Origin of the sequence: Lysobacter defluvii IMMIB APB-9 = DSM 18482, from assembly GCF_000423325.1 — a bacterium.
In the GTDB taxonomy this organism is placed as follows: Bacteria; Pseudomonadota; Gammaproteobacteria; order Xanthomonadales; family Xanthomonadaceae; genus Novilysobacter; species Novilysobacter defluvii.
This window is the reverse complement of sequence record NZ_AUHT01000005.1, coordinates 280,966-306,798: the sequence shown is the minus strand read 5'-3', so window position 1 is coordinate 306,798 and position 25,833 is coordinate 280,966. Positions and strand designations below refer to the sequence as shown.

The following is a 25,833-nucleotide window of genomic DNA, read 5'->3' as shown; positions in this document are numbered from 1 at the left end:
CCTCAGCCGCCGGGCCGGGACCCGACGGGCCCAGTAAAGGACACCATCTGCTGCCCGCGCAGCACCATGCGGCCGGAGTGCCGGTCGGCGCCATCGCGCGAGTAGTCGAAGCGGAAGGTCCGCTCCCAGCCGAGCCAGCCGTCCTCGAGCCGGCACGGCTTCATCCCCAGCAGGTGGACGGTCTGGTCGAGCAGCTGGACTCCGGCGCGCCGGCACGCATCGCGGCCCAGCTCCGTGGCGCGTTCGGCCGCGGCGCGCCCGGCGCTCCAGAAGCCGAAGGCGGCGCCGCCCACGATCATCAACAGGACCAGGGTCGGCATGGCATCAGTCCGCCGGCGGCCGGCCGAGCTTGAGGGACAGGTCGATGGCGCGCACGTGCTTGGTCAGCGCGCCCACCGAGATGAAGTCGACGCCGTCGGCGGCGATCGCCCGCAGGCCGTCCAGCTCCACCCCGCCGGAGACTTCCAGCGGCACCGGCCGCGCGTGCGCGGCGGTGATCCGGACCGCCTCGCGTCGGGTCGCCGGGTCGAAGTCGTCGACCAGGATCCGGTCGCACCCGGCGTCGAGCGCTTCGCGCAACTCGTCCAGGTCCTCGACCTCCACGATCAGCGGCAGCCCGGGTGCGCCGCGCCGCGCCGCCTCGATCGCGGCGGTGACCGACCCGGCCGCGCGCACGTGGTTCTCCTTGAGCATGACCGCGTCGTGCAGGCCCATGCGGTGGTTGCAGCCGCCACCCACGCGCACGGCGTACTTCTGCGCCAGGCGCAGGCCGGGCAGGGTCTTGCGGGTATCCAGCACCCGGGTGCCGGTGCCTTCCAGCGCCGCCACGTAGCGCGCGGTGACCGTGGCGGTGCCCGACAGGGTCTGAAGGAAGTTCAGCGAGGTGCGCTCCGCGGTGACCAGGCTGCGCGACCGCCCTTCCAGGGTAGCCAGCACCGTGCCGGCGGCCACGCGCTCGCCCTCGGCGACGCGCCAGTCGATGGCCACGTCCGGGTCCAGGGCCCGGTGGCACGCATCGAACCAGGGCCGCCCGCAGACGACCGCGTCCTCCTTGCACAGCAGCCAGGCCCGGTCGGTCGTGTCGGGCAGCAGCGCCGCGGTGGCGTCGCCGCTTCCGACATCCTCGGCCAGCGCGGCCTCCACGTCGCGGCGGACCGCCTCCATCGGCGGGTCGAAGGGCAGGCTCATGCCTGGGCGAAGCTGGCGATGCCGGACGTGGGGATCGCCTCCTCGGCCAGCAGCACCGGGATCCCGTCGTCGACACGGTACACGCGCTTGCGGTCGCGGGTGACCAGCGCCTCGCGCAGGGGCCCGGACTGCGGCTCGCCGTCCTCGCGCGAAACCGTGCCGGCGGTGATGGCCTCGTTGAGTGCCTTGAGTCCGCGCGCATCCAGCAGGGAGAGCGGCTGGCGCGTGGCGGGGCAGGCGAGCAGGTCGATCAGCTTGCGGTCCATGGGCTCCTCGGCACCGGCGGAAGACCGGTAGAATACCGTTTTGCCGCAGGCACCAGCCATGACAGACACCGCTCGGGCGCCGCTGGTTGGCGTCGTGATGGGCTCCCGGTCCGACTGGGACACGATGCAGCACGCCAGCACCCGCCTGGAGGCGCTGGGGATCGCGCACGAGGTGCGGGTGGTTTCCGCGCACCGCACCCCCGACGCGCTGTTCGAGTACGCCGGCGAGGCGGCGGGGCGTGGCCTGCGGGCGATCATCGCCGGCGCGGGCGGCGCCGCCCACCTGCCGGGCATGATCGCGTCCAAGACCACCGTCCCGGTGCTCGGCGTGCCGGTCAAGAGCCGCGCGCTCAACGGGCTGGATTCGCTGCTGTCGATCGTGCAGATGCCGGCGGGTGTGCCGGTGGCGACCTTCGCCATCGGCGATGCCGGCGCGGCCAACGCCGCGCTGTTCGCCGCGTCCCTGCTGGCGGTCGACCACCCCGAGGTCGCGCGGGCCCTGGACGCGTTCCGCGCGCGCCAGACCGCCGAGGTGGCGGCCAACGACGACCCACGGATCGAACCGCGCGCATGAAGCGGCTGGGCATCCTCGGGGGCGGGCAGCTGGCCCGGATGATGGCGCTGGCCGCGGCCCCGCTCGGGGTGCCGGTGGTGGCGCTGGATCCTTCGCGCGAGGCGTGTGCGGGCCAGGTCGTCCCGCTGGTGGCCGGCGGCTACGACGACCGCGCCGCGCTGGAGGAATTCGCCGGCCGCGTCGACGTGGCGACCTTCGACTTCGAGAACGTTCCGGCCGGTTCCGGTGACTGGCTGCGCTCGCACGTGGAGGTGCACCCGGGGCCAGGCGCGCTTGCCACCGCGCAGGACCGGCTCAGCGAGAAGCGCCTGTTCCGCGAACTGGGGATTCCGGTGCCGGCGTTCGCCGACATCGACTGCCGGGACGCGCTGGCGCGGGCGGTGGACGAAATCGGCCTGCCGTCGATCCTCAAGACCCGCCGGCTGGGCTACGACGGCAAGGGCCAGTTCCGCCTTCGCCCGGAGATGGGTGCAGGCGCGGCCGAGGCGGCGTGGGACGCCCTCGGCGCCCAGGTCGACCGCACCGGGCTGATCCTGGAGGGCTTCGTCCCCTTCGACTTCGAGCTGTCGGTGGTGGCCGTGCGCAGCCGTGACGGCGATTTCCGCACCTGGGCCCCGACCCGCAACTGGCACGTCGACGGCGTCCTCTCCGCCAGCCTCGCGCCCGCGGGCCTGGACCCCGAGCTGGAGGCGCGTGCGATCGGCCATGCCCGTCGCCTGGCCGAGGCGCTGGACTACGTGGGCGTGTTCGCACTGGAGCTGTTCTGCCGCGACGGGGAGCTGCTGGCCAACGAGATGGCGCCGCGGGTGCACAACTCCGGCCACTGGACCATCGAGGGCGCGGAGACCAGCCAGTTCGAGAACCACGTGCGCGCGGTGCTGGGTCTGCCGCTGGGCTCCACGGCGAGCCTGGGCCATGCCTGCATGCTCAACTGGCTGGGGGCCATGCCGGATCCCGCACCGGTGCTGGCGCAGCCGGGTGGCCACTGGCATGACTACGGCAAGTCGGCGCGGGAGGGTCGCAAGGTGGGGCACGCCACGTTGCGGGCGGACTCGGCCGGTGAGCTGGCCAGTTCACTGGAGGCCGTGGGGGCTGCACTGGACCGGCACGACCAGGTCGCGCCGGTGTTGGAGAAGCTTCGCGGCTGAAACCGCGGCCCGAGGCGTCATCCCCGCGCACGTGGGGATCCACCGGACGTCCGCCGGCGTTGCGGCGGACGTCCATGGGTTCCCGCCTCCGCGGGAACGACGGTGCGGCGCCTTACTTCAGGTTCGAGGCAACGAAGTCCCAGTTGACCACGTTCCAGAACGCCTCCAGGAACTTCGGGCGGGCGTTGCGGTAGTCGATGTAGTAGGCGTGCTCCCACACATCGCAGGTCATCAGCGGGGTGTCCTCGCTGGTCAGCGGGGTGTTGGCGTTGGACGTGCTGACCAGGGACAGCGCGCCGTCCGGGCGCTGCACCAGCCAGGCCCAGCCGGACCCGAAGGTCTTCACCGCGGTGTCGGTGAACTGCTGCTTGAAGGTCTCGAAGTCGCCGAAGGCCTTGTTGATCGCCTCGGCCAGGGCGCCGGTCGGCTGGCCGCCGCCGTTGGGCGACATGCAGTTCCAGAAGAAGGTGTGGTTCCACACCTGCGCGGCGTTGTTGAACACGCCGCCCTGGGACTTGCGCACCACCTCGACCAGGTCCATGCCGGCGAACTCGGTGCCCTCGACCAGCTTGTTGAGGTTGTCGACGTAGGTCTTGTGGTGCTTGCCGTAGTGGTAGTCCAGCGTCTCGCCGGAGATGTGCGGCTCGAGCGCGGCGCGGTCGTACGGAAGCGGGGGAAGTTCAAAGGCCATCTTGATACTCCTTGCATCGGGTGGGGAGCGGTTCCACCGGGTTGCTGGTCGCGCCGGCGGCACCACGGAGACTACAATCACCCATTGTATCGATCCCGTGTCACGCGGCCCTGGCGACCGCTGGCCCAGCTGCAGGAGCAAGCGATGCCCGTCCTGGAACGGATCCAGGCCCTGGTCGACAGCCACCCGGTGGTGCTGTTCATGAAGGGCACGGCGGAGTACCCGATGTGCGGTTTCTCGGCGAAGGCGATCCGTGCCCTGGAGGCCGCGGGGGCGCAGCAGATCCACGTGGTCAACGTGCTCGAGGACGCCGAGGTGCGCGCCAATTTGCCGCGCTTCTCCAACTGGCCGACCTTCCCGCAGCTGTTCCTGCACGGGGAGCTGATCGGCGGCAGCGACGTGATCGGCGAGCTGGCGGAGTCCGGCGAGCTGGCGCGCATCCTGCGCGAGGCCACGCAGCCGTGAGCGGGGAGGGGGTGCGTCCCGCCGGGGAGCTTTCCGGGCGCGTCGTCCTGGTCACGGGCGCGCACGGCGGGCTTGGGGCGGCCGCCGCGCATGCGTGCGCGCGGGCCGGTGCCACCGTCGTGCTGCTCGGCCGCAAGCTGCCGCGCCTGAACCGGCTCTACGACTCGGTCGCCGCCGCCGGGCCGGAGCCGCTGCTGTACCCGATGGACCTGGAGGGTGCCGCGCCCGATGACCACGCCACGCTGGCGGCGCGCATCGGCGACGAGCTGGGCCGGCTGGACGGCGTGCTGCACTGCGCCGCCGACTTCCACGGCCTGACCCCTCTGCTGCACACCGATCCGGCGGCGTTCGCGCGTGCCCTGCACGTCAACCTGACCGCCCGGGCGTGGCTCAGCCAGGCCTGCCTGCCGCTGCTCACGAAGGCGGAGGATTCGGCCCTGGTGTTCGTCGTCGACGACCTCTCGCGCGTGGGGAAGGCGTTCTGGGGCGGCTATGGCCTGGCCCAGCACGCCCAGCACGGGCTGGTCGGGATGCTGCATGCGGAAACCGCCCGCTCGGGCGTGCGGGTGAGCGGCCTGCAGCCGGGGCCGATGCGTACGGGCCTGCGCTCGCGCGCCTACGTCGAGCAGGGCGATACCCGCGCCGTCGACCCGGCGCGCGCCGCCGAGGCCTGCGTAACCCTGCTGTCACCTTCCGGCGCGGCGTACCGCGGTCGGGTCTGGGCTCCGTTTGCCGGCGTGCAGGCCGAGGCGGTGGCGCCGTGACGATCGTTTCCGCCGCGCTGCTGCTGTTCCTGATCCTCGACCCGCTCGGGAACATCCCGATCTTCCTCGGGCTGCTGCGCACCCTGCCGCCGGAGCGCCAGCGCAAGGTGCTGGTGCGCGAGCTGCTGATCGCGCTGTTCGTGCTGATGGCCTTCCTGTGGGGCGGCAAGTACGCGCTTGAGGTCATGCACCTGCGCCAGGACGCGGTGTCGATCGCCGGGGGCATCGTGCTGTTCCTGATCGGCATCCGGATGATCTTCCCGCGTCCGGAAGGCCTGATGGGCGAGCTTCCCGACGGGGAGCCCTTCATCGTGCCGCTTGCCATCCCGCTGATCGCGGGCCCCTCGGGCATGGCGGCGGTGATGCTGATGGGCAGCAACGAGCCGGACCGGCTGTGGGAGTGGAGCCTGGCGCTGGGCATCGCCTGGGCCGCGACCGCCGCGATCCTGTTGTCGGCGACGATGATCTACAAGTGGCTCGGGCGCCGGGTGCTCTCCGCGGTCGAGCGCCTGATGGGCATGCTGCTGGTCGCCATCTCCGTGCAGATGTTCCTGGACGGGCTGCAGAGCTACCTGGCCGCGAGCCTTTCCTAGGGTGGCCACCAGGGCGCCGCTGTCATCGAACCGTAAGAAAATCGCCGTACGCTTCCTCGCAGTGTTAAACTCACGTTAACCCGGTTCCTGACCGGGTTTTCCCGTTGACTGGCGCGGCTCCCGCCGCATCGCCACCCGTCCGCTTTCCCATCCGAGGCCTCCCGCCCATGTCCCAGCATCGTCGCGTCCGTATGTCCAGGCTGACCGTCGGCCTGCTCGCCGCCCTCGCCGCTGCCCCCGTATTCGCCCAGAGCACGTCCGCCGGTGTCGGCGGCCAGATCTTCTCGGCCGACGGCCAGCCGGTCGCCGGCGCCGAGGTCACGATCGTGCACACCGAGTCCGGCACCGTCAGCCGCGTCCAGACCGACGCCAACGGTCGCTACAGCGCACGCGGCCTGCGCGTGGGCGGCCCGTACGAGATCACCATCAACAAGGCCGGCGCCGGCACCACGACCCGCGAGGACGTGTACCTGCCGCTGAACCAGGTGGCCACGGTCAACGCCCAGCTGTCGGGCGACATCACCACCCTGGGTTCGGTCCAGGTGACCGGCGCGGCGATCGGCTCGGAGATCTTCTCCGCCGACAAGATGGGCACCGGCACCAACGTCAACCAGGAGCAGCTCGAGTCGCTTCCTTCGGCCGGCCGCAACATCCAGGACTACATCCGCCTGGATCCGCGCATCTCGCAGATCAGCAAGGCCGACGGCTCCATCACCGCCGGCGGCCAGAACTCGCGCTTCAACGTCATCCGCATCGACGGCGTGAGCGCATCCGATCCGTTCGGCCTCGAGGCCAACAACATGCCGACCGAGCGCCAGCCGGTCTCCATGGACGCGATCGAGGAAATCCAGATCGACCTGGCCAACTACGACACCACCATCTCCGGCGGTACCGGCGCGGTGGTCAACGCGGTGACCAAGTCGGGCACCAACGAGTTCGGCGGCAGCGTCTACTACAGCCTGCGCGACGGCGACTGGGTCCGTGAGGAGCTGGAAGGCATCGACTTCGCCGGCTTCAACAAGGAAGAGACCTACGGCTTCACCTTCGGCGGCCCGATCGCGAAGGACCGCCTGTTCTTCTTCGCCAACTACGAGCAGTTCAAGCGCGAGCGCCCGGGGACCAGCCTGTCGGGCACCCCGTACGGCGACGGCGACATCACCGACGCCGACATCCAGCGCGTCATCGCCGCCTCCCAGGCCTACGGTTTCGACCCGGGCACCCTGGCGCCGCCGGCGATCTCCGAGACCGACATCGAGGAGTACGCGATCAAGTTCGACTGGAACATCAGCGACAGCCACCGCGCCGCGCTGCGCTACAGCAAGACCGAGGAGATCGTGCCGCGCCTGGCCGGCTTCGGCAGCAGCAGCATCGCGCTGAGCAGCTACTGGTGGGACCAGGCCAAGACCTTCGAGAGCACCGTCGCCGAGCTGTTCAGCGACTGGGGCCCGGACTTCTCGACCGAGTTCAAGGTCTCCCAGCGTGACTACTCCTCGATCGCCCAGACCTACGCCAACCTGCCGGGCATCGTGATCCGCAACGTGGGCGCGGGCCAGGACACCATCAACCTGGGCACCGAGCGCAACCGCCACGTCAACGTGGTCGACACCGAGCAGCTGTCGGTGTTCGGCGCCGGTACCTGGTACGCCGGCGACCACACCATCAAGTTCGGCTTCGACTACGAGGACAACGACATCCTCAACTTCTACGGCCGTGACGTGAACGGTGTCTACACCTTCGACAGCCTGGAAGACTACGAGGCCGGCAACGTCCTGCAGTACGACCTGCGTGCGCCGCGTCCGGGCGGCAGCCTGTCGGACATCCCGGCGGCCTACAACTTCGAGAACCTGGGCCTGTTCGTGCAGGACACCTGGGCGATCAACTACAACCTCAACCTGATGTTCGGCCTGCGCGTGGACATGCCGGAGTTCGGCAACTCGCCGATCTACAACCCGCGCATCGAGGAGATCTACGGCTACGACAACTCGGTCACGCTGGACAAGGAGCTGTGGCAGCCGCGCTTCGGCTTCAACTACACCTTCGACACCGAGCGCCCGACCCAGCTGCGCGGCGGCGTCGGCCTGTTCCAGGGCGGCAACCCGAACGTCTGGCTGGCCGGTCCGTTCCAGAACACCGGCCTGAACTTCGACACCTACCGCCTGATGGGTGACAACGCCCCGGCGTTCAGCCCGGTGGTTCCGCCCGCGATCCCCAGCGGTGGCGGCGCTTCGGCCCCGCGCATCACCGCCGACATCATGGAGCCGGGCCTGGCCCTGCCGTCGATCTGGAAGGCCAACCTGGCGTTCGACCACGAGCTGCCCTGGTACGGTCTGGTGGCATCGGCCGAGCTGCTGGTCACCAAGAACAAGAACGCGCTGTGGTTCGACCGCATCGACGTGGGCGACCCGACCTTCCAGGGCCAGGACGGCCGCATGCTGTACTGGAACGAGGCGGGCCTGGATCCGGCCAACTCCGGCCGCTTCGGCATGACCAGCGGCCAGAACGGCGCGTCCAACCGTGCCAACAAGCACCCGGACGTCGACCAGGCCATCGTCATCCGCAACACCGACAAGGGTTCGGCGCGCCAGCTGACCGTCTCGCTGTCCAAGCCGATGGTCGAGAACTGGGGCTGGATGGTGGGCTACACCCACACCGACGCCACCGAGTTCAGCCCGGCCACCAGTTCGCAGAACTCCTCGAACTGGAACAACTCGCTGGTGTTCAACACCAACGAGCCGGTCGGGTACAACTCGCGCTACGCCATCCGTGACCGCGTGACCGCGGCGCTGACCTGGCAGAAGGACCTGTTCGGCGACAACACCACCAGCGTCGGCGTGTTCTACGAGGGCCGCTCTGGCCGTCCGTTCAGCTACATCTACTACAACGACATCAACGGCGACAGCGCCAGCACGAACGACCTGTTCTACGTGCCGGCGGGCCCGGGTGACGTGCTGTGGACCGGCGGTGCCGAGATGGAGCAGGCGTTCTTCGACTGGATGGCCGAGAGCGCGCCGGAGCTGAATGCCTACCGCGGCCAGGTGGCCCCGGCCAACGAGTTCCGCGCCGGCTGGACCAACACGTTCGACGTGCGCATCAGCCAGGAGATCCCGGCGTTCTTCGAGGGCCACAAGGCGGAAATCGCCCTGGACATCATGAACTTCGGCAACCTGCTGAACGAGGACTGGGGGCAGATCCGCGACTACGGGTTCTATTCGACCCGCCGCGTGGCCAACTACGCGGGCATCGATCCGGCAACCGGCAAGTACATCTACAACTTCACCGGCAGCACGGATAACGAGGGTATCCAGGAGACCAACGGCGACGGCCACAACACCGGTGTCTCGCGCTGGTCGGCGATGCTGACCTTCCGCTACAAGTTCTAACCGACACCACCTGCAATACCGAGAACGGCCGGGGAGACCCGGCCGTTTTCCTGTGTGCGGCCGGCCCGCGCGGCGCGTGCTGCGCTAGAGTTGGCCGGCTGACAACGATGACAAGAACAAAGAAGGAACGAATGGAAAAGCCGGAAAACGCACGCCTGCCCACCGTGGACGCCTGCATCCACCCCAGTGGCGGGCTGGAAATCCTCTCGCGCGCGGAAGTTGCGCGCCTGGCCGACACCGCCTCGGGCGGCATGCACGACCTCATGCGCCGCTGCGCGCTGGCCGTGCTCACCAGCGGCAGCGCCTCCGACGACCCGCGCGCCGCGCAGGAGCTGTATCCCGATTTCGACATCCAGGTCCACCAGCAGGACCGTGGCGTCCGCATCGACCTGTACAACGCCCCGGCGATGGCCTTCGTCGACGGCAAGATCATCCGGGGCGTCGCCGAGCTGGTTGCCGCCGTGGTGCGCGACCTCGCCTACCGGGCGATCGAACTGGGTGCCGAGGGATACGACCCGGACCCGACCGATGACATCCCGCCGCCGCCGGGCGCGCGCAACCTGGAGACCAGCGAGGGCATCACCGACGCGGTGTTCGGGCTGCTGCGCAACTCGCGCGTGCTCGAGCCGTCGGAACCGAACCTGGTGGTGTGCTGGGGTGGCCACTCGATTAGCCGCGAGGAGTACCTGTACACCAAGGAGGTCGGCTACGAGCTGGGCCTGCGCGGCCTCGACATCTGCACCGGCTGCGGTCCCGGCGCGATGAAGGGGCCGATGAAGGGCGCCACCATCGCCCATGCCAAGCAGCGCAAGCAGCGCATGCGCTACATCGGCGTGACCGAGCCGGGCATCATCGCCGCCGAGTCGCCCAACCCGATCGTCAACCACCTGGTGATCATGCCGGACATCGAGAAGCGCCTCGAGGCCTTCGTCCGGATCGGCCACGGCATCATCGTCTTCCCCGGCGGCGTCGGCACCGCCGAGGAGATCCTGTACATGCTCGGCCTGCTGCTACGCGAGGAGAACGCCGGCATCCCGTTCCCGCTGGTGTTCACCGGCCCGACCAGCGCCGCCCCGTACTTCGAGCAGATCGACCGCTTCATCCGCCTGACCCTGGGCGACGAGGCCGCGTCTCGCTACGAGATCATCATCGACGACCCGGTGCTGGTCGCCCAGCGCATGCTCGCCGGCGTGAACACGGTGAAGGGCTACCGGCTGGCCGAGCGTGACTCGTTCTTCTTCAACTGGAAGCTCACCATCCCGATGGAGTTCCAGGTGCCGTTCGTCCCCACCCACGAAGCGATGGCGAGCCTCGACCTGCACCACGGCCGCGAACCGGCCGCACTCGCCGCGGATCTGCGGCGCGCCTTCTCGGGCATCGTCGCCGGCAACGTCAAGGAAGAGGGCCTGCGCCGCGTGGAGGAACACGGCCCCTTCGAGATCCACGGCGACCCGGACATGATGGAAGCCCTGGACGCCCTGCTACGCGCCTTCGTCGAACAGCGCCGCATGAAGATCGCCGGCGACTACGTCCCCTGCTACCGCGTAGTGGCGTAAGGCCTTTCCCCCTCTCCCGCTGCGCGGGAGAGGGCCGGGGTGAGGGCCCTCATTCCTCCCTGATCGGCAACCTCACAGTAGCCACAAACCTCCCCCCCACAACCTCCGTCCGCACACTCCCACGCCCCCCCGTCAGCGCCTCGATCCGTGCCTGCGACGCATGCAACCCCACCCGGTGCCCGTCATGTCCCCCCGGCGCCGGCGGAGGCAACGGATTGCTGATCCGCACCACCACCGTATCCGGCGTCGTGCTGACCGCGATCTCGATGTCCCCGTGCGCCATCCGCTCGACCCCGTGCCGCACCGCGTTCTCCACCAGCGGCTGGATCGACAGGGCAGGGACGCTGACCGGCGGGATCTCGCGCGGCAGCTCCCAGCGCACCTGCAGCCGCTCGCCGAAACGGAGCTGCTCGATCTCCAGGTACCGTCGGGCCAGCCCGAGCTCTTCGCCCAGCGGGATCTTGCGTGGCCCCGCCAGCGCGGCCCGGAACAGGTCGGACAGGTCGAGCAGGAGCCGCTCGGCTTCCCCGGGCCGCTCGTGCACCAGCGCCGCGCCGGTGTTGAGGGTGTTGAAGAGGAAGTGGGGGCGGATGCGGGCCTGGAGGGACTGGAGCTCGGATTGCTTGGCGCGGATGGCATTGAGGCGGCCCCGCCAGTGGTTGTGGAAGGCGGCGAGGCCGAGGAGGCCTACGGCAAGTGCAATACCCAGTGCTCGCGCCGTCGCACTGCCGTCCTCCTGGCCACCCAGGGTGGTCCAGCCGGGAAAGAACAGCCCGACTGCCTGCATCACGACGAAGGTAGCGCCGAGGAGCAGCACCAAAGCAAGGTATGCGATGGACATCGGGCGCAGCTTCTCCGCCCACCCACGCAGCGCGTACAACGCGACAAGATTCACTACGAGGATCCACTGCACCACCAGGGACGAAAGCCCGAAGACTTCCAGTCTGGAACCCGGCGCGCCGGGGGCCAAGGCCAGGATCAGGGCTACCGTCTCGCCGGCGGCCAGCATCCAGAGCAGTGCCGGCGCCTGCCACAGCGCGTCCAGCGGTGTCAGGGAGGGTTTGCCGCGGGCCATGCCCAAAAGGTTACGCGGTACCGGCCGATGATGCGGGGGAGGGACGCGTCCGCTCGGCCCGCCGCCATACCCGCTCGTCGGCGACGGCTTGTCATCGGCGGCTATCCGCCCGATCATGCAAAGCACAGGGGGAGTCACCTAATGCTGGAACGCAGTCTGGAAGCGCGCAGCGCTGCCGCGCGCGGACGTGCGGGGTACTCGACAGGGGTCACCTTGATCGAGTTGATGGTGACCGTCGCGGTCCTCGCGGTGGTGGCGGCGATCGCGTTCCCGAGCTTTCGCGGTGTGCTGCACTCCAATCGCGTGGCGACCGCTACCAACGAGGTGGTGGCCAGCTTTGCGCTCGCCCGCAGCGAGGCGGTCCGCAGTTCCCAAGGCGCAGGTATCTGCGCCAGTACCACCGGCTCGGGCTGCGATGGCACCTGGGCCGATGGGCTCATGGTGTGGGCCGACCAGGATGGTGACGGGCAGCTCACTGCTGGCGAACCCGTCCTGCGGTTCGTCGCCTTGGCCGATGGGTTCGATGTGGACGGGCCGGAGCAGCCGTTTGCATTTGATGGCCGGGGTCGACGCGCGGGAAATTCCGACGCCCTGGCGCTGCAGCCGGCCGATTGCGATGGCGGGTCCCATCGTCGCCAGATAACGCTCAGCACCACCGGGCAGCTCCGGACGACAAAGGGTGATTGCGAATGAACTCAAGGTCAGCGGCGCAGGCCGGCTTCAGTCTCATAGAAGTGCTCGTGGCAATGCTGGTGCTGTCCTTCGGCCTCCTTGGTTACGCCCTTCTGCAGACCACCACCGTGCGCTTCACGCAAAGCGCCAACTACCGCACGCAGGCGACCAACCTGACCTACCAGCTCATCGACCAGATGCGAGCGAACCGGGTCATGGCGGCGACCTACGTGGGCGACTACGCGGCCGTCGACGACCCGGCAGCATGCCAGCCGAAGACAGGCGACGACTTCGCGGCGGCCGACTTCACGCAGTTCTTCGGCTGCCAGCTCGGACGCGTCTTGGGCGCCGGCGCCAGCGCCAACGTCGCCGTTGACGCGGGGACCGGCGAGGTCGTGGTGACGGTGGCATGGGGTGACGAGCGCTGGGACGAAGCGGCCGAAGCACTGAAGTTCGAAGCGAGGACCAGGCTATGAAGCGCGCAGCTCTCCAGGCCGGTCTATCGCTGATCGAATTGATGGTCGCCCTGGTGATCGGTTCAATCCTGATGCTGGGGGTGGTCCAGGTGTTCGGCGCATCGCGCGCGACCTACCAGCTGTCGGACGGCATGTCGCGGGCGCAGGAGAACGGTCGCTTTGCCATGGACTTCCTGCAACGGGACATCCGCATGGCCGGTCACTTCGGCTGCGTGAACGACCAGGCGCACGCGCAGAAGACGCCGTCGGGGCTGTCTACCACCTTCGCCTCCAGCCCCCATCCCGGACTCGACTTCAATCTCTCCATCCAGGGGTTCGAAGCCAAGGGCACCGGGCCGGGCACCACGGTGACGATCAGCAGCGCGCCTGAGACGGGCTCCACCGAGTTCGAGCCGGCCTTGCCGGCCCAGGTTGCCGCTGCAACGGGCAACCGGATCGCGGGTAGCGACATCCTTGTACTGCGGTACTTGGCCCCCGAGGGCGTGCCGGTGACCGCGATAGGAGGAAGCCTGGGCGAGCCGGAGTTCACCTTCGATGCCGCCCGCTGGGACGTGCTTCGCAGCGGAGTGGGCGACCCCGGCCTGTTCGGGGTGGCGGACTGCCTGCACACCACGCTGTTTCAGGCCAGCGCGGTCGAACCGGGCAAGGTCACCTTCGCGGCCGGAGCGGAGCTCAATGCATCGACCTTCGCCAATGGCTATACCGAAGGGCAGTCCTACCTGCACCGGGCCGAAAGCATCGTCTACTACGTCGGACGCAATGAATTCGGCGGCACCTCCCTGTATCGGGTGCGCTTCACTGCAGGCCCGGATGCGGTGCTGGGCACGGACCGTCAGGAGATGGTGGAGGGCGTGGAAAACCTGCAGCTGCTGTACGGCCAGGACCGAGTGGTCGACCCGGCCAAGTCTCCGAGCGGCTTCATCGACCGGCACCATGTCGCAGCCGACGTGACCGACGGGTCCGCCACCGGTACCGCCGACGCCTGGCGCCGAGTCGGCAGCGTCCGGCTCGGCCTGCTGGCTGCTAGCCCGGACCGGGCGGCTGCGCCGGAAGCGGTGGAAGGCAACGAGCTCCGTTCGACCGGAGTCGTCTACTCGGTGCCTGCCGACGGCCGGTACCGCGCCACCTACCAGACCACGGTGGCCCTTCGGAACAGGCTCTATGGCAACTGACATGACACTCCAGCGTCGCAGGTTTGCGCCGGTCCCGGCTGCCAGGCAGCGCGGGGCAGTCCTATACGTCGCATTGATCATGCTGGTCCTGCTTGCGCTGATCGGCATCACCGGCATGCAGGTGGCCGGCATGCAGGAGCGCATGGCGGCGAACTACCTGCGGAGCAACGTGGCGTTCCAGGCTGCGGAGGGCGAGGTACGTGGCTCGGAGACCGGCATCGAGTCGGCGCTGTACACCAGTGGTACCTACACCGCCGACCAGGAGGTGTGTGAACCCACCTTTGATCCGGTCACCTGGGCGGACCAGGCCGGGGAGGGCGACTCGACGCACGTGAGGCGGGTGGACAAGTGCTTCCCGGCATCCTCGGTGGTGGTGGGGGGGGTGGTGTCGGAAGACACCGGGAACATCTATGAGATCAGCGCGATCTCCAGCGACCTGCCGGACGCTCCGGGGGCGTCGGCCGTGATCAACACCATCTTCATTCCGTAACGGAGCCCGGGACATGACTTCCAGGTGGACCAGGACATCGCTCATTGCAGCGACCGTCGGCGCCGCGGCAATCGGCGCCGTGGCGCTGTTCAGCGCGGCTCCCAGTGAGGCCGGTCGCAGCGATTACGAGCTGGCGCAAAAACCGCTGTACATCGGGCAGAACGTACCGCCGCTGATGATGATGGTGATGTCGCGCGACGAGCGGCTGTTCACCAAGGCGTACAGCGATTACACGGACCTGGACGGTGACGGGGTGATCGACACCACGTACAACGACGAGTTCGACTACGCAGGGTATTTCGACCCGAACGTCTGCTACCACTACAACAATGGACACGACCTGTTCGAGTCGCATAAGGAAGCGGGAGGCACCAATGGCCACCATTGCGACACCGGAAACGGATGGAGCGGGAACTTCCTGAACTGGATGACGATGAGCCGCTTGGACATCGTGCGGCACGTGCTCTACGGCGGCAAGCGGGTCACCGACACGAAGGACCGTACGATCCTGGCGGGCGCGCACGTCCCCAACGACCTCCACTCATGGGTGAAGGTGTACTCCGGCAACGATCTCGGCCAGCTGACGCCCTTGTCGGGCTCGGCACTTTCGTTCTGCGTTTCCTCCCGGGCGAACGGCGAGGCACCCAAGGTCCGGGTGGCCTCGGGGCAATGGTCTGAGTGGGCGGCCACCGCTCTGAGCCAGTGCGACTGGAACCGGAACAGCGACACTCCGAAGGGTTCGGCCCCCAGCGCGAAGGAGATGTCGGTACGGGTCGACGTGTGCAAGAGCCAGGGAAGCAAGCCCGACGAGTCCTTCTGCACCGCGTATGGCGACAAGAAGAAGCCGACCGGGCTCCTGCAGGCCTACGGGGAGCCTGGCCGCCTGCGCTTTGGCCTGATGACCGGCTCTTATTCCAAGCCGCGCAGCGGCGGGGTCCTGCGCCGGAACATTGGCAAGGTGGCGGGCAACGGCGACGCGAACTGCACCGCGGGCGACGAGATCAACCTGGCGACGGGCCAGTTCTGCAACCAGTCGTCGGGCACCGAGGGGATCATCAATACGATCGACCGGTTCGAACTCACCCAGTGGTCGGTGGACCGCTGGCTCGACTGCAACATCTGGGGCATCAACAACAGGACCGGTGGGCAAGGCCAGCTCAATAACCCGGGTTCGGGCAGTTACAACTGCAGTGCGTGGGGCAACCCGATCGCGGAGATGTACGCCGAAGCGCTCCGGTACATCGCTGGCGAAAGCTCCGCGAGTCCGGCATTCACCGGCGGCAACGAGCTGTCCGGCCTGCCAACCGGAATTCAGTGGCTGGACCCTTATCGCTCGCCCGACAGTGGCGGCAACTCCTACTGCGCCGACTGCAGCATCCTGGTGCTGTCCTCGGGTCTGAGTTCCTTCGACAGCGACGAACTGCCGAGCGTCCCGCGCGGGGTGGGCGACGGCACCGCCGCCACCGCAGCAGTCGGGGCGCACGAGGGCGTGGCCGGGAAGTACCTGGTCGGCCGGGTCGGCGACACGCCACTGGGCTCGGCGCTGACTACCCACGAGGACATCTGCTCGGCCAAGGAAGTGTCGGACCTGAGCAAGGTGCGCGGCATCTGCCCGGATATCCCCTCGCTCGAGGGCAGCTACATGCTGGCAGGCCTTGCGCACAAGGCAGCCACCACCGACATGCGGCCCAACCTGCAGGGCAAGCCGGGTGGGTACAAGAACACCGTAACCACCTATGCCGTGGCGCTGGCGGACAACCTGCCCAAGTTCGACGTGCCGGTGGGCGGGGGCAAGATCACGCTGTCGCCGCTGTGCCAAGCCAATGGCAATGGGAGCGCGAAGATCAGCAGCTCCGGCTGGCGGACCTGCCACCTGGGTTCGGTCAGCGTGGGCAAGCGCATCGCCACCGTTGCTCCCAATCACGAGTATGGACGTCCGCTCCAGTTTGACGCGGCGGGAAATGCAGTGGCGGGCAGCTTCTCCCTTGTGTGGGAGGACTCGCTGTGGGGCAATGACCACGACAATGACGTGGTGGCGATGCTCACCTACTGCGTGGGTGCGGCATGCGGTGCCGACACAAACCCGAAGAACACTGGCTATGGCGGGCACGACATCTGCTGGCGTTCCGATTCGGCCGTGTGCACCGGTTCCAACTACAGGCCTTTGGTTGCGGAGAATGAAGTGCTGGTCCGCATCGAGAACCTGTCGGCGTATGCCGGCAACGCGATGCTGAGCGGCTTCGCCGTCACCGGGTCCGACAACGACGACGTTCATCGGTTGGCGCTGCGCCCCGGCGGCAAGGACGGTTCGCTCCTGACTGCCCGCGGTGAGCCCGATACCGGGAACGAGGGCAGCTGGGACAAGCCCAAGGTGATGAAGTTCCGCCGTGCGACGTCCGAGGCCAAGCTGCTGGAGACGCCCCTGTGGTATGCGGCCAAGTACGGCGGCTTCCAGGACAACAACGGCAACGGAAAGCCCGACCCGGGCGAGTGGGATTCGCGGGAAACCGGAACGCCGGACAATTACTTCTTCGCTCGTGATCCTTCCAAGCTGAAGGCCGCGCTGGAGGAGATCTTCGAGGCGGCTGCTGCCAGTGACGAGTCGACCGGCGGAGGTGGCGCGGGGGCCCGGGTGGGCAGCGATTCGTTCACCGTGCAGGCGGGTTACGACGTGCCCGACGACTCCAACGACTGGACCGGCTGGTTGCGGGGCTTCGCCGTTGACACCGAGGGCGGACGCGGGGCCGTGCAATGGGACGCGGCGAACGGGGTTCCCGCGCACGGCAGCCGGCGGATCTACATGGCGACTTCACCGACGGTGCTCCGCGACGACGGCAGTGTCGACGACGAAGTGGAAGCCGCCGAGTTCAAGCACAGCAACCTGCCTGGCTACACCGACGTGGGCAAGGGGATGTCACTGGGGCTGTGGGTGGACGACCTGGCGTGGCTCAAGACCAGGGATGTCGCCGATGTGGTCGACTACCTCCGCGGCAAGAGCGTGCCGGGGTTCCGTCAACGCAGCTCGGTGCTTGGCGACATCGTCAACTCCGACCTCGCGATCAGTACCCCGCGCGATGACTACGGGTATGGCAACTGGCGTTACGCGGCCAGTGAGTCGACGCCCTGGAAGGCGAGCCTGGGGGAGAGCTACCAGAACTACCTCGAGGCGAAGCAGGGCCGCGACCCCATGGTGTACGCCGGCGCCAACGACGGAATGCTGCATGGCTTCACCGCCGGAGTGGACGGTGGCCAGGAGCAGTTCGCGTTCATCCCCTACGGGTCACTGCGACATCTAGGCGAGCTGGCGAACCCGGCCTATGACCACGAGTACTTCGTGGATGGCGGGATTGCGATTGGGGATGCGCCGTTCAGCGCTTCCGGGGACTGGCGCACCGTGCTCGTGGGAAGCACGGGCGCCGGAGGGGGCAAGCGGCGCGTCGGCGGTGGCACCGTCAGCGACGGGTCGGTATTTGCACTGGACGTTTCCGCGCCCGGTAGCTTCGATGCCGACGACGTACTGTGGGAGCTGAGCGGAGAGGACCACGATGACCTCGGATTCGTCCTCGGTCGCCCGCACATCGTTCCCATCAAGGGCAGCGGTGGCCCGCGCTGGGTGGCCCGCGCTGGGTGGCCCTGTTCGGGAACGGTCCGAACTCCTCGAACGGTGCGCCAGTCCTCTTCGTCGTCGATCTCCAGAGCGGCCGCGTGCTTCGCGCGCTGAAGCCCTCCGGCGAGGACCATGCCCAGAGAAACGGCTTGATGCACATTGCACCCGTAGCGCTGGCCAACAGCGACGGTCTGGTCGACACGGTTTACGGCGGCGACCTCCGGGGGAACGTCTGGAAGTTCGACCTGGGCGACGCCTCAAGCACTGAGTGGGAGGTGGCGTTCGGCGGCGAGCCCCTTTTCACCGCAATGCGAGGCGGTGCCAGGCAACCGGTAGCGGGGGCAATCGAGGTCTCGCGCGGTCCGGTCGGCGGCGTGACGCTGTTCTTCGGAACCGGGCGCTATTTCGCGCATGGGGACAACGAGAACACCGCGGTCCAGACGCTCTATAGCATCTGGGACGGCCCGGGTGCTGCGCGTATCAGTGGCGGACGGGACGCGCTGGTGGCCCAGACGATCAGCGCGGGTGTCACTTCCAACGGACACGCCACCCGCAACGTCAGCCGCAATCCGGTCAGCTACGCCACGCACCGTGGATGGTACGTGGACTTGCTGGTGAACGATTCGGCCCAAGGCGAGCGCTTCATCGGCGAGCCACGCCTGCAAAGCGGCAAGGTGATCTTCCCGACGTATGTCCCGGGGCAGGCGGTGTGCTCCGCGGGTGGTGGCACCAACTGGCAGTACGCCCTGGACCTGCTCACAGGCGGCGCGGCGATGAGCGGCGTCAGCCTGGATCCAGCGGGTGACTCGCCGGTTTGCTCGGGGGCCGATTGCGGTGGCATTTCGCTCAACAAGGGCGGAGACACCTCTGCGCCGGTCAAGACCGTTGACGTGTTCGTGCCCAAGCCGCTGCGGCCGGGTGTCGGCGGTGGCGGTGGCGTGTGCACGCCCGGTGATGAGGATTGTTCCGTCGACGAACTGTTGGGGGCGTCCAAGTGCACCTTCGTACTGCATACGCCGGGCGCCGACCCGCTCTACCTTCCGCGGCCGTGTGGCCGGCAATCGTGGAGGCAGGTCCGCTGATGAGGAGTCGCGCAATGGACAACGTGTCGCGTGCCTCGCGGCGCGCACGCGGTTTCACCCTGATCGAGCTGATGATCGTGGTCGCGGTCGTCGCGATCCTGGCCGCGATTGCCTGGCCGTCCTACCAGGAGCACGTGCGCAAGGCGCGCCGGGCACAGGCCAAGGCCGACCTCGTGGAGTACGCGCAGATGGCCGAGCGATTCCACACCGTCAACAACACATACGTCGGCTTCGCGCTGCCATCCAGCAAATCGCCACGGGAGGCGGGCGCGCCGGAGTACTACTCCGTCGGACTCAATCCCCTCCCGACCGCAAGCAGTTTCACGATCGTGGCGGAGCCCACGAATGCCCAGGCCGAGGATCGTTGCGGGGCACTCAGCATCAACCAGGCAGCCGTCAAGACGCACTCCAAAGGCGCGTACTCGGATTGCTGGTGAGGCGCCCGTCACGGGAGTCATGTGCGTGACCGCATGCGATTGCGGCTGCCGCGCCCGTCCGGTGGTGCTTCTGGGCCGTTCGTCGGAATAGCGTCACCTGGGGTCTCCTCGCGTCCTAATCTGTCCCCGAGGGTCACTCGGGGAATGGGGAGATGAAAGGTCGCATCAGGCCCAGCGCCGGGACGAGAATGTGCCGCGGGCCGCACGGCTTCACCCTGGTCGAGTTGATGGTGACGTTGGCCGTTGCCGCCGTGGTGGTGACGATGGCGGTACCGAGCTTTACATCGCTCATCAATTCGAACCGTCTTGGCAGCGCCGCCAACCAGCTGGTCGCCGCCTTGCAGGCTGCCCGGATCGAGGCGGTTCGCCGTAACGCCCGGGTGGTCATGTGCCGCAGCGTGGACGGTGCCTCCTGCGCTGCAGCCGGCGATGAATGGCCGGCATGGATTGTCTTCGTCGATGCCGATGCGGACGGCGACCTCGATGCGACCGAGACCGTGGTCCACGTGGGTTCCGCGCACCCGCAGGTGCAGGTCCGGGCGAGTGCCGCCCTGACTGCAGACCGCCTGTTGTTCAGGTCGGACGGGTTTGCGCGCGATAGTGCCAGCGCAAACGGTGCGCTGCTGACTGCTGCATTTTCAGTGTGCATGCCGACCCAGCGGCCGTCGGAGAACGAGCGACTCGTGAGCATCGGGTCGGGCAGCCGGATCACGACCGTGCCGCGTGCCCGCGACGGGGCCTGCGTTGCGCCACCAAACAGCCCTTGACCGGAGACAGGTGATGACTCGGATCCGAACCCTCCGACGCCGCTCACGCCAAACCGGCGTCGGCCTCATTGAGGTCATGGTTGCCGTCCTGGTGATGGCGGTCGGCCTGCTGGGCATTGCCGCGATGCAGGCGGCCGCGCTCCGCAACAGCCAGAGTTCGCTGGAGCGCAGCCAGGCAGTGGTGCAGACCTACGCCGTGCTGGATGCGATGCGTGCAAACCTGAACGCGGCCCGCTCGGGTGCTTACGACACCCCGTTGCAATGCAATGCCTCCGTTGGCGGAACTCTCGCAGAGAACGACCGTGCGGCCTGGCTGGAGGGCTTGAAGCGCACCCTGGGGGAGCAGGCATGTGGCGCCATCGTCTGTGTCGCCATCGCGGCGAGCGATGCTCGCGAATGCACGATCACCGTGCAGTGGAACGACGAGCGCGGTTCCGGCGGCAACTCGGCGCAGCAGGTAGTCACGAGGACACGCGTATGAACCGCATGTCTCGTGGATTCCCGGGCCACATGGCGGGATTGAGCCTCGTCGAACTGATGATCGCGCTGGCGCTGGGCCTGGTGGTCAGCGGTGCCGCGATCGGGGTGTTCCTGGCCAACCAGCAGACCTACCGTTCGACCGAGAGCATCGGGCGTATCCAGGAAAGCGCGCGCGTCGCATTCGAACTGATGGCGCGCGAGGTGCGCGAGGCAGCGGGCAACGCGTGCTCGCGCAACCTGCCCGTAGCGAACGTGCTGGAGAACCAGGGCCAGTGGTGGAACCAGTGGCAGAACGGACTGCTCGGCTATGACAACGGCGCGCTGCCGGCAAGTGTCGGCGGCACCGATGCGATCGAGGTGGTATCGGCCTCCTCCGGTGGCGCGCCGGTGGCCGAGATGACGGCCAACTCGGCGCAGTTCAAGGTCAGCCACGCGCACGACTTCGTGCCCAACGACATCCTGGTGGTCTGCGACTACACCCAGGCCTCGGTGTTCCAGGCCACCAACGTCAATGCCGCGAACGTCACCATCGTGCACAACACGGGTACGGGTACGGTCGGCAACTGCACCAAGGCGCTCGGATTGCCGATGCCGGCGAGCTGTCCCGGCGGGCAACCGGGGAACAGCGCGGAGACCTACAAGATCTACGGTCCGGGCTCGCAGGTGGTGAAGCTGCGCGCCAGCCGCTGGTACGTGGCGGACAACGGCCGTAGTGGCCGGTCGCTGTACCGGGTGCGCATGGCCCAGGGGGCGGACCAGCCGGCGGAGGAAATCACCGACGGCGTTGAAGACCTGCAACTGGAGTACCTGGTCGAAGGCCAATCGTCCTACGTGGCGGCGGCGCCCGGCCTGGACTGGTCGCGCGTGGTAGCCGTCCGCCTGCGTCTCACGCTGGCGGGCGCCGAAAGGGTGGGGACGGACGGCCAGCCGCTGGTGCGCGAGCTCCAGCATGTCGTCAACCTGAGGAACCGGACCGCATGAAACACATCGTCCGTGGAGTACGCCGCCACCAGCGCGGCGCGGTATTGATCGTCGTTCTGGTGCTGCTGCTTGCGATGACCGTCCTGGGGATGCTCAGCCTGCGCGGTGCACTGATGGAGGAACGCATGGGCGCGGGCATGTACGACCGCAGCCTGGCATTCCAGGCCGCCGAGGCCGCGTTGCGGGAGGCCGAGCAGCGCCTGATGGCGCCGGGTGTCCTGGCGGACTTCCCGACGACGGCCGACACCTGCAACAACGGGCTCTGCGCCACGCCGGCGCCCGCTGAAGGAAAGCTCGACAGGTCCGATGACCCGGCATTCAACGGCTGGACCAATGCCACACAGGTCGACGGCGTCGCGGGCACACCGCAGTACTTCATCGAGAACATGGGAGAAGCACCCGGCTGGCCGGGCTGCCACCTGCAGTCGCCAGTGCATCCCACCTGTATCCGCCAGCGGTACCGGATCACGGCCCGTAGCAGCAACGATGATCGTGCCGCAGTGATCCTGCAAACCAGCTTCGCCGGGTAATGACGAGGTCAGACATGGACAACCGACACCGCAACCCCCGCGCACGCCATAGCGGCAAGGCGTTCCTTGCCGGACTGCTTTCCACGTGCTTGTCGATGCCGGCGGCGGCGATCGAGATTCCCCCGGTACCGCCCTCCTCGGGGAACGGGGTGCCGCCAAACGTCATGTTCATCCTCGATGACTCCGGCTCGATGACGTACCCGAGCATGCCGGCGGCCCGGCGGTCGACGAGCCTGCGCGACCGGATCGAGGACCGCTCCTACGTCCACAACCTCGTGTACTACAACCCGGCCATTACCTACCAGCCGTGGATGGGGTGGGACGGCCAACGGCTGACGGGGGGCACCTCGTACACATCGGTCTACGCTGACGCCGCCCGTCCCGAGGACACGATCAACCTCACGCGCACCAATAGCTGCGGCACCTCGCGCGAGAACGACAACAACCAGACCATCTGCGGTGGGGAGCAGGTGTTTTTCGTGCCGAAGGACACCAGCCGGACCGACGCCGCATACCTCAATAGCCAGGCGAACTATTACCGCTACCGGATCAAGACCAACGGCGAGATCTGGCGGCAGGAACGCGGCTCCAGCAGCTGGATCAATGACACCAGGGCAAGGCCCAATCCCGACCGCAGCGAAGCGGAGGAACGCGAGAACTACGCGATCTGGTTCTCCTACCATCGCACCCGTCTGAAGGCGGCGAAGGCAGGTGCCAGCGAGGCCTTCGGTGAGCTGGCTGGCGAGAACTACCGGGTGGGCTACACGACCATCTGGCAGAACGACGAATTGAGGATCCCGGTCGGCAACGACAACGGGTTGTTCCGCGGCGACAATCGGGAAGAGTGGTTCGAGCGGCTGTTCGATGCCGGGAGCTCGGGCAACACACCGCTGCACGACGCGCTGGACCGGGCCGGCAGGTACTACAGCGAGACAAGGGCCAGCGGGCCGTATGGTGGGCACCTGGGGCCGGACAACCAGCAGCTCCAGTGTCGGCAGAACTTCGCGATTTTGACCTCCGACGGCTACTGGAACCGCAACACCACCGGCGGGATCAGCAACGCCGACGACCAGAACGGAGACTGGATCTACGGACCGGCCGATCCAGCCACCGGGCAGCCATCGCGCAGCTACAGGTACACGCCCGAGGCGCCGTACAAGGGGTCGGACAGCGTCACGCTCGCCGACGTGGCCATGCACTACTGGAAGCGCGACCTACGCCCCGACATGGCGAACATCGTGCCGTTCTCGCCTGCCAACCCTGCGTTCTGGCAGCACATGGTGACCTTCGGCATCTCCATCGGCCTGTCCGGGACCCTGGACCAGACCTCGGTCGCGCAGGTGCTCGAGGAGGGGATCACCCGCAACGGCGTGGCCCTGGACGACTGGCCGAACCCGATGAACACCGAGGACCAGGAGCGCATCGACGACCTGCTGCATGCGGCAGTGAACGGTAGGGGCGAGTTCGTTGCGGCTTCGGACCCGGCGGCGTTCCGCGAAGGCCTGCGCTCGGCGCTTGCGGCGATCACCGACCGGACCGCGTCCGCATCGAACGTGGCCGCCAGCAGCACGTCACTGAGTACCGATTCGAAGCTGTTCCAGGCCACTTACGTTGGAGGGCAGTGGAGTGGTGACCTGCGCGCGCTGCCAATCGTGGACCGCGCTCCGGAGAATGATGCGCCGGTCTGGCGTGCGGCCGAGCAGATGCCGACGAACGCATCGTCCAGGAAGGTGTTCACCCACGACGGTGGCGGCAAGGCATTCACCTATGATGCGTTGTCCGCCACTGCCAGGAACCGGTTCTCGGTCCCGGCCGTTGGCGGGGTAAGCGCGGCGGATCTGGCCCGTCGTCGGATCGACTACATCCGTGGAGACGGAAGCTACGAGCAGTCCAATGGCGGTCCGTTCCGCAACCGCTATCGGGCCAGCGCGGGACGGGTGCCCCTGGGTGACATCATCCATTCCTCGCCGGTCCATCTGTCGAACGAGGACAGCAGTGCGGCGGATGCGCTCTTCGTTGGCGCAAACGACGGCATGCTGCATGCCTTCGACCCGGAAACTGGTGCGGAGCTGTTCGCCTACGTACCGGCGGGCCTGGACTCCGGGGAACTGGTCGGGTTCACCCGTCCCGGTTACACCCACGCCTACTTCGTGGACGGCCCGGTAACGGTGAGTGATCGCGCGCTCGGCAACGACAGGCACATCCTGGTCGGCACGCTGGGCCGTGGCGGAAAGGGCGCGTACGCGCTCGACGTCAGTGATGCGGCAAGCTTCAATGCCGGGAATGTGATGTGGGACAACACCACCCAGGCCGACACCGACGCCGACCTGGGATACGTGCTGGGGCGCCCGATCCTGGTGCAGCTCAACAATGGCAATCCGGGCGTGATCTTCGGCAACGGGCCCAACAGCGCCAGCGGCAAGGCGGTGCTGTTCGTCCTGGATCTCATGACCGGGTCCGTGGTGAAGCGCATCGACACCGGAGTGGGCGCGGACAACGCGCTCGGTCCGCCCACCGGCTGGGACGCCGATGGCGACGGGACGGCGGACTTCGTCTATGCCGGCGACATGCACGGCAATGTGTGGAAGTTCGACCTGCAGCACAGCAACCCGAACCAGTGGGACGTGGCGCTGGGAGGCAACGCACTGTTCACCGCGACCGACTCGAGCGGGAACCCCCAGCCCATCACGGGCGCCATGGCCGTGGCGCTTGATCCTTCTACGTACCGGCGGTGGGTGCTGGTGGGTACGGGCCGGCTCTACAACGACGGTGACCTGTGGCGGGATGACGGAACGCTCAACGATTCCGTGCAGAGCATCTACGGGATCCAGGACCAGGATGGCCAGAGCGCCTCGGGCCTGGGGCGGCGAGTGGACATCGCCGGCGACAGCGACGGCCTGGCAGTGCGCACCATCGCTGTGGCGGGCATGTCGTCCAACGGCATGCCGATCCGGGGATTCGAGCCGTCCGACCGCGGGCTGACGGTGCACCAGAAGGGCTGGGTGGTCGACCTGCTGACACCCCCCGCGCCAGGCACGGCGGAAGGCGAGCGGGTGGTAGGAGAGGTGCAGGCGGTGAACGGAGCCATGGTGTTCTCGACTACGATCCCAAGTACCGACCCCTGCCTGCCCGGTGGCAGGGGCTACCTCAATGCGCTCAACGCCTTCACCGGGGCCAGCGTCCCCGAGCACTTCTTCGATGTCGACGGCGATGGCGAGTTCAGCGACGACGAAGTCGGTGGCGGCGGGCAAGAGGGAGGCGTGGAGCAGTCGGTGCCGGTCGGGTCGGTCGATCTCGGCCTTGGAGGCAACACCGATCCGGGCTGGGTCACTCCGCTGGTGTGCGTCAACGGGGCCGGAGGCGGGACCGGGTGCCTCCCGTATGCATCGAGTGCGATTTCCGGCCGGATTTCCTGGCGCGAGATCCTGAGGAACTGAGC

The 25,833-nt window shown here is 67.9% G+C and carries 24 protein-coding genes; 19 read left to right on the top strand and 5 right to left on the bottom strand.

The window, feature by feature from the left end; all coding sequences use genetic code 11:
* Nucleotides 1–2 precede the first annotated feature (2 nt).
* Genes G545_RS0103720 through G545_RS0103710 form a run of 3 tightly spaced genes read right to left on the bottom strand, consistent with a single transcriptional unit; the run spans nucleotide 3 to nucleotide 1,454 of the window.
* Entirely contained in the window at nucleotides 3–320 is a 318-nt protein-coding gene (locus G545_RS0103720; protein ID WP_027069216.1) for a DUF3301 domain-containing protein, read from the bottom strand.
* 4 nt (nucleotides 321–324) lie between these two features.
* Nucleotides 325–1,188, bottom strand: coding sequence for a carboxylating nicotinate-nucleotide diphosphorylase (gene nadC / locus G545_RS0103715; RefSeq protein ID WP_027069215.1), 864 nt, complete (start codon nucleotides 1,186–1,188; stop codon nucleotides 325–327).
* Nucleotides 1,185–1,454, bottom strand: a complete 270-nt coding sequence (locus G545_RS0103710; RefSeq protein ID WP_027069214.1) for a Trm112 family protein — start codon at nucleotides 1,452–1,454, stop codon at nucleotides 1,185–1,187. The genes nadC and G545_RS0103710 overlap by 4 nt, the downstream gene beginning before the upstream one ends.
* Nucleotides 1,455–1,512: 58 nt before the next feature.
* Here G545_RS0103710 and purE point away from each other — a divergent pair, with 58 nt between their 5' ends.
* Nucleotides 1,513–2,028 (top strand): 5-(carboxyamino)imidazole ribonucleotide mutase, encoded by a 516-nt coding sequence (purE, locus tag G545_RS0103705; protein ID WP_027069213.1) that lies wholly within the window; start codon nucleotides 1,513–1,515, stop codon nucleotides 2,026–2,028.
* Nucleotides 2,025–3,176 carry a 5-(carboxyamino)imidazole ribonucleotide synthase gene (locus G545_RS0103700; protein ID WP_027069212.1) on the top strand — a complete coding sequence of 384 codons (1,152 nt, stop codon included), beginning with the start codon at nucleotides 2,025–2,027 and terminating at the stop codon, nucleotides 3,174–3,176. The genes purE and G545_RS0103700 overlap by 4 nt, the downstream gene beginning before the upstream one ends.
* 112 nt (nucleotides 3,177–3,288) lie before the next feature.
* Here G545_RS0103700 and G545_RS0103695 read toward each other — a convergent pair whose 3' ends face one another.
* Nucleotides 3,289–3,867 (bottom strand): superoxide dismutase, encoded by a 579-nt coding sequence (locus tag G545_RS0103695; RefSeq protein ID WP_027069211.1) that lies wholly within the window; start codon nucleotides 3,865–3,867, stop codon nucleotides 3,289–3,291.
* A gap of 144 nt (nucleotides 3,868–4,011) precedes the next feature.
* On the opposite strand from G545_RS0103695, the gene grxD reads away from it, so the two are divergent.
* The 5 genes from grxD to ppnN all read left to right on the top strand — a co-directional run bounded on the left by grxD (nucleotide 4,012) and on the right by ppnN (nucleotide 10,625).
* Nucleotides 4,012–4,332: a Grx4 family monothiol glutaredoxin gene (gene grxD / locus G545_RS0103690; protein ID WP_027069210.1), complete on the top strand. Its 321-nt coding sequence runs from the start codon at nucleotides 4,012–4,014 to the stop codon at nucleotides 4,330–4,332.
* Nucleotides 4,329–5,096 carry an SDR family NAD(P)-dependent oxidoreductase gene (locus G545_RS0103685; RefSeq protein ID WP_043711327.1) on the top strand — a complete coding sequence of 256 codons (768 nt, stop codon included), beginning with the start codon at nucleotides 4,329–4,331 and terminating at the stop codon, nucleotides 5,094–5,096. Before grxD ends, G545_RS0103685 begins: the two co-directional genes overlap by 4 nt.
* Entirely contained in the window at nucleotides 5,093–5,689 is a 597-nt protein-coding gene (locus G545_RS0103680; RefSeq protein ID WP_027069208.1) for a YhgN family NAAT transporter, read from the top strand. Before G545_RS0103685 ends, G545_RS0103680 begins: the two co-directional genes overlap by 4 nt.
* 191 nt (nucleotides 5,690–5,880) lie before the next feature.
* Nucleotides 5,881–9,069 (top strand): TonB-dependent receptor, encoded by a 3,189-nt coding sequence (locus G545_RS0103675; RefSeq protein ID WP_027069207.1) that lies wholly within the window; start codon nucleotides 5,881–5,883, stop codon nucleotides 9,067–9,069.
* 131 nt (nucleotides 9,070–9,200) lie between these two features.
* The gene (gene ppnN, locus G545_RS0103670) at nucleotides 9,201–10,625 is read left to right on the top strand and encodes a nucleotide 5'-monophosphate nucleosidase PpnN (protein WP_027069206.1); all 1,425 of its coding nucleotides are present in this window, start codon (nucleotides 9,201–9,203) and stop codon (nucleotides 10,623–10,625) included.
* Between the two features lie 49 nt (nucleotides 10,626–10,674).
* On the opposite strand, the gene G545_RS0103665 is transcribed toward ppnN, so the two are convergent.
* On the bottom strand, nucleotides 10,675–11,700 hold the full coding sequence (locus G545_RS0103665; RefSeq protein WP_027069205.1) for a sensor histidine kinase: 1,026 nt from the start codon (nucleotides 11,698–11,700) through the stop codon (nucleotides 10,675–10,677).
* Between the two features lie 141 nt (nucleotides 11,701–11,841).
* Between G545_RS0103665 and G545_RS0103660 the strand changes: the two genes are divergently transcribed.
* From G545_RS0103660 to G545_RS0103605, 12 genes are all read left to right on the top strand, one after another.
* Nucleotides 11,842–12,393 (top strand): GspH/FimT family pseudopilin, encoded by a 552-nt coding sequence (locus G545_RS0103660; protein ID WP_081677703.1) that lies wholly within the window; start codon nucleotides 11,842–11,844, stop codon nucleotides 12,391–12,393.
* Nucleotides 12,390–12,848, top strand: a complete 459-nt coding sequence (pilV, locus tag G545_RS0103655) for a type IV pilus modification protein PilV (RefSeq protein WP_036136132.1) — start codon at nucleotides 12,390–12,392, stop codon at nucleotides 12,846–12,848. The genes G545_RS0103660 and pilV (G545_RS0103655) overlap by 4 nt, the downstream gene beginning before the upstream one ends.
* A complete protein-coding gene (locus tag G545_RS0103650; RefSeq protein WP_027069202.1) occupies nucleotides 12,845–14,020 on the top strand; it encodes a PilW family protein in 1,176 nt (391 codons plus the stop codon). Before pilV (G545_RS0103655) ends, G545_RS0103650 begins: the two co-directional genes overlap by 4 nt.
* Nucleotides 14,010–14,510: a pilus assembly PilX family protein gene (locus G545_RS0103645; protein WP_331439590.1), complete on the top strand. Its 501-nt coding sequence runs from the start codon at nucleotides 14,010–14,012 to the stop codon at nucleotides 14,508–14,510. The genes G545_RS0103650 and G545_RS0103645 overlap by 11 nt, the downstream gene beginning before the upstream one ends.
* Nucleotides 14,511–14,523: 13 nt before the next feature.
* A complete protein-coding gene (locus G545_RS16040) occupies nucleotides 14,524–18,231 on the top strand; it encodes a pilus assembly protein (protein ID WP_154656509.1) in 3,708 nt (1,235 codons plus the stop codon).
* Complete coding sequence (locus G545_RS16035) at nucleotides 18,138–19,199, top strand: pilus assembly protein (RefSeq protein WP_161625767.1); 1,062 nt, start codon at nucleotides 18,138–18,140, stop codon at nucleotides 19,197–19,199. Before G545_RS16040 ends, G545_RS16035 begins: the two co-directional genes overlap by 94 nt.
* Before the next feature lie 14 nt (nucleotides 19,200–19,213).
* Nucleotides 19,214–19,636 carry a type IV pilin protein gene (locus tag G545_RS0103630; RefSeq protein WP_197050188.1) on the top strand — a complete coding sequence of 141 codons (423 nt, stop codon included), beginning with the start codon at nucleotides 19,214–19,216 and terminating at the stop codon, nucleotides 19,634–19,636.
* Between the two features lie 152 nt (nucleotides 19,637–19,788).
* On the top strand, nucleotides 19,789–20,403 hold the full coding sequence (locus G545_RS0103625; protein WP_027069197.1) for a GspH/FimT family pseudopilin: 615 nt from the start codon (nucleotides 19,789–19,791) through the stop codon (nucleotides 20,401–20,403).
* Between the two features lie 13 nt (nucleotides 20,404–20,416).
* Nucleotides 20,417–20,884, top strand: a complete 468-nt coding sequence (pilV, locus tag G545_RS0103620; protein WP_052106554.1) for a type IV pilus modification protein PilV — start codon at nucleotides 20,417–20,419, stop codon at nucleotides 20,882–20,884.
* Nucleotides 20,881–21,864, top strand: a complete 984-nt coding sequence (locus G545_RS0103615) for a PilW family protein (protein ID WP_197050187.1) — start codon at nucleotides 20,881–20,883, stop codon at nucleotides 21,862–21,864. Before pilV (G545_RS0103620) ends, G545_RS0103615 begins: the two co-directional genes overlap by 4 nt.
* The gene (locus tag G545_RS0103610) at nucleotides 21,861–22,394 is read left to right on the top strand and encodes a pilus assembly PilX family protein (protein WP_027069194.1); all 534 of its coding nucleotides are present in this window, start codon (nucleotides 21,861–21,863) and stop codon (nucleotides 22,392–22,394) included. The genes G545_RS0103615 and G545_RS0103610 overlap by 4 nt, the downstream gene beginning before the upstream one ends.
* A 164-nt stretch (nucleotides 22,395–22,558) precedes the next feature.
* Nucleotides 22,559–25,831: a pilus assembly protein gene (locus tag G545_RS0103605; RefSeq protein WP_161625766.1), complete on the top strand. Its 3,273-nt coding sequence runs from the start codon at nucleotides 22,559–22,561 to the stop codon at nucleotides 25,829–25,831.
* The last annotated feature ends 2 nt before the right edge of the window (nucleotides 25,832–25,833 follow it).

Coding starts and splice junctions, on each gene's coding strand:
- G545_RS0103720 (WP_027069216.1), bottom strand. CDS start 320: ATGCCGACCCTGGTCCTGTTGATGATCGTGGGCGGCGCCGCCTTCGGC.
- nadC (WP_027069215.1), bottom strand. CDS start 1,188: ATGAGCCTGCCCTTCGACCCGCCGATGGAGGCGGTCCGCCGCGACGTG.
- G545_RS0103710 (WP_027069214.1), bottom strand. CDS start 1,454: ATGGACCGCAAGCTGATCGACCTGCTCGCCTGCCCCGCCACGCGCCAG.
- purE (WP_027069213.1), top strand. CDS start 1,513: ATGACAGACACCGCTCGGGCGCCGCTGGTTGGCGTCGTGATGGGCTCC.
- G545_RS0103700 (WP_027069212.1), top strand. CDS start 2,025: ATGAAGCGGCTGGGCATCCTCGGGGGCGGGCAGCTGGCCCGGATGATG.
- G545_RS0103695 (WP_027069211.1), bottom strand. CDS start 3,867: ATGGCCTTTGAACTTCCCCCGCTTCCGTACGACCGCGCCGCGCTCGAG.
- grxD (WP_027069210.1), top strand. CDS start 4,012: ATGCCCGTCCTGGAACGGATCCAGGCCCTGGTCGACAGCCACCCGGTG.
- G545_RS0103675 (WP_027069207.1), top strand. CDS start 5,881: ATGTCCAGGCTGACCGTCGGCCTGCTCGCCGCCCTCGCCGCTGCCCCC.
- ppnN (WP_027069206.1), top strand. CDS start 9,201: ATGGAAAAGCCGGAAAACGCACGCCTGCCCACCGTGGACGCCTGCATC.
- G545_RS0103665 (WP_027069205.1), bottom strand. CDS start 11,700: ATGGCCCGCGGCAAACCCTCCCTGACACCGCTGGACGCGCTGTGGCAG.
- G545_RS0103660 (WP_081677703.1), top strand. CDS start 11,842: ATGCTGGAACGCAGTCTGGAAGCGCGCAGCGCTGCCGCGCGCGGACGT.
- pilV (WP_036136132.1), top strand. CDS start 12,390: ATGAACTCAAGGTCAGCGGCGCAGGCCGGCTTCAGTCTCATAGAAGTG.
- G545_RS0103650 (WP_027069202.1), top strand. CDS start 12,845: ATGAAGCGCGCAGCTCTCCAGGCCGGTCTATCGCTGATCGAATTGATG.
- G545_RS0103645 (WP_331439590.1), top strand. CDS start 14,010: ATGGCAACTGACATGACACTCCAGCGTCGCAGGTTTGCGCCGGTCCCG.
- G545_RS16040 (WP_154656509.1), top strand. CDS start 14,524: ATGACTTCCAGGTGGACCAGGACATCGCTCATTGCAGCGACCGTCGGC.
- G545_RS0103630 (WP_197050188.1), top strand. CDS start 19,214: ATGGACAACGTGTCGCGTGCCTCGCGGCGCGCACGCGGTTTCACCCTG.
- G545_RS0103625 (WP_027069197.1), top strand. CDS start 19,789: ATGAAAGGTCGCATCAGGCCCAGCGCCGGGACGAGAATGTGCCGCGGG.
- pilV (WP_052106554.1), top strand. CDS start 20,417: ATGACTCGGATCCGAACCCTCCGACGCCGCTCACGCCAAACCGGCGTC.
- G545_RS0103615 (WP_197050187.1), top strand. CDS start 20,881: ATGAACCGCATGTCTCGTGGATTCCCGGGCCACATGGCGGGATTGAGC.
- G545_RS0103610 (WP_027069194.1), top strand. CDS start 21,861: ATGAAACACATCGTCCGTGGAGTACGCCGCCACCAGCGCGGCGCGGTA.
- G545_RS0103605 (WP_161625766.1), top strand. CDS start 22,559: ATGTTCATCCTCGATGACTCCGGCTCGATGACGTACCCGAGCATGCCG.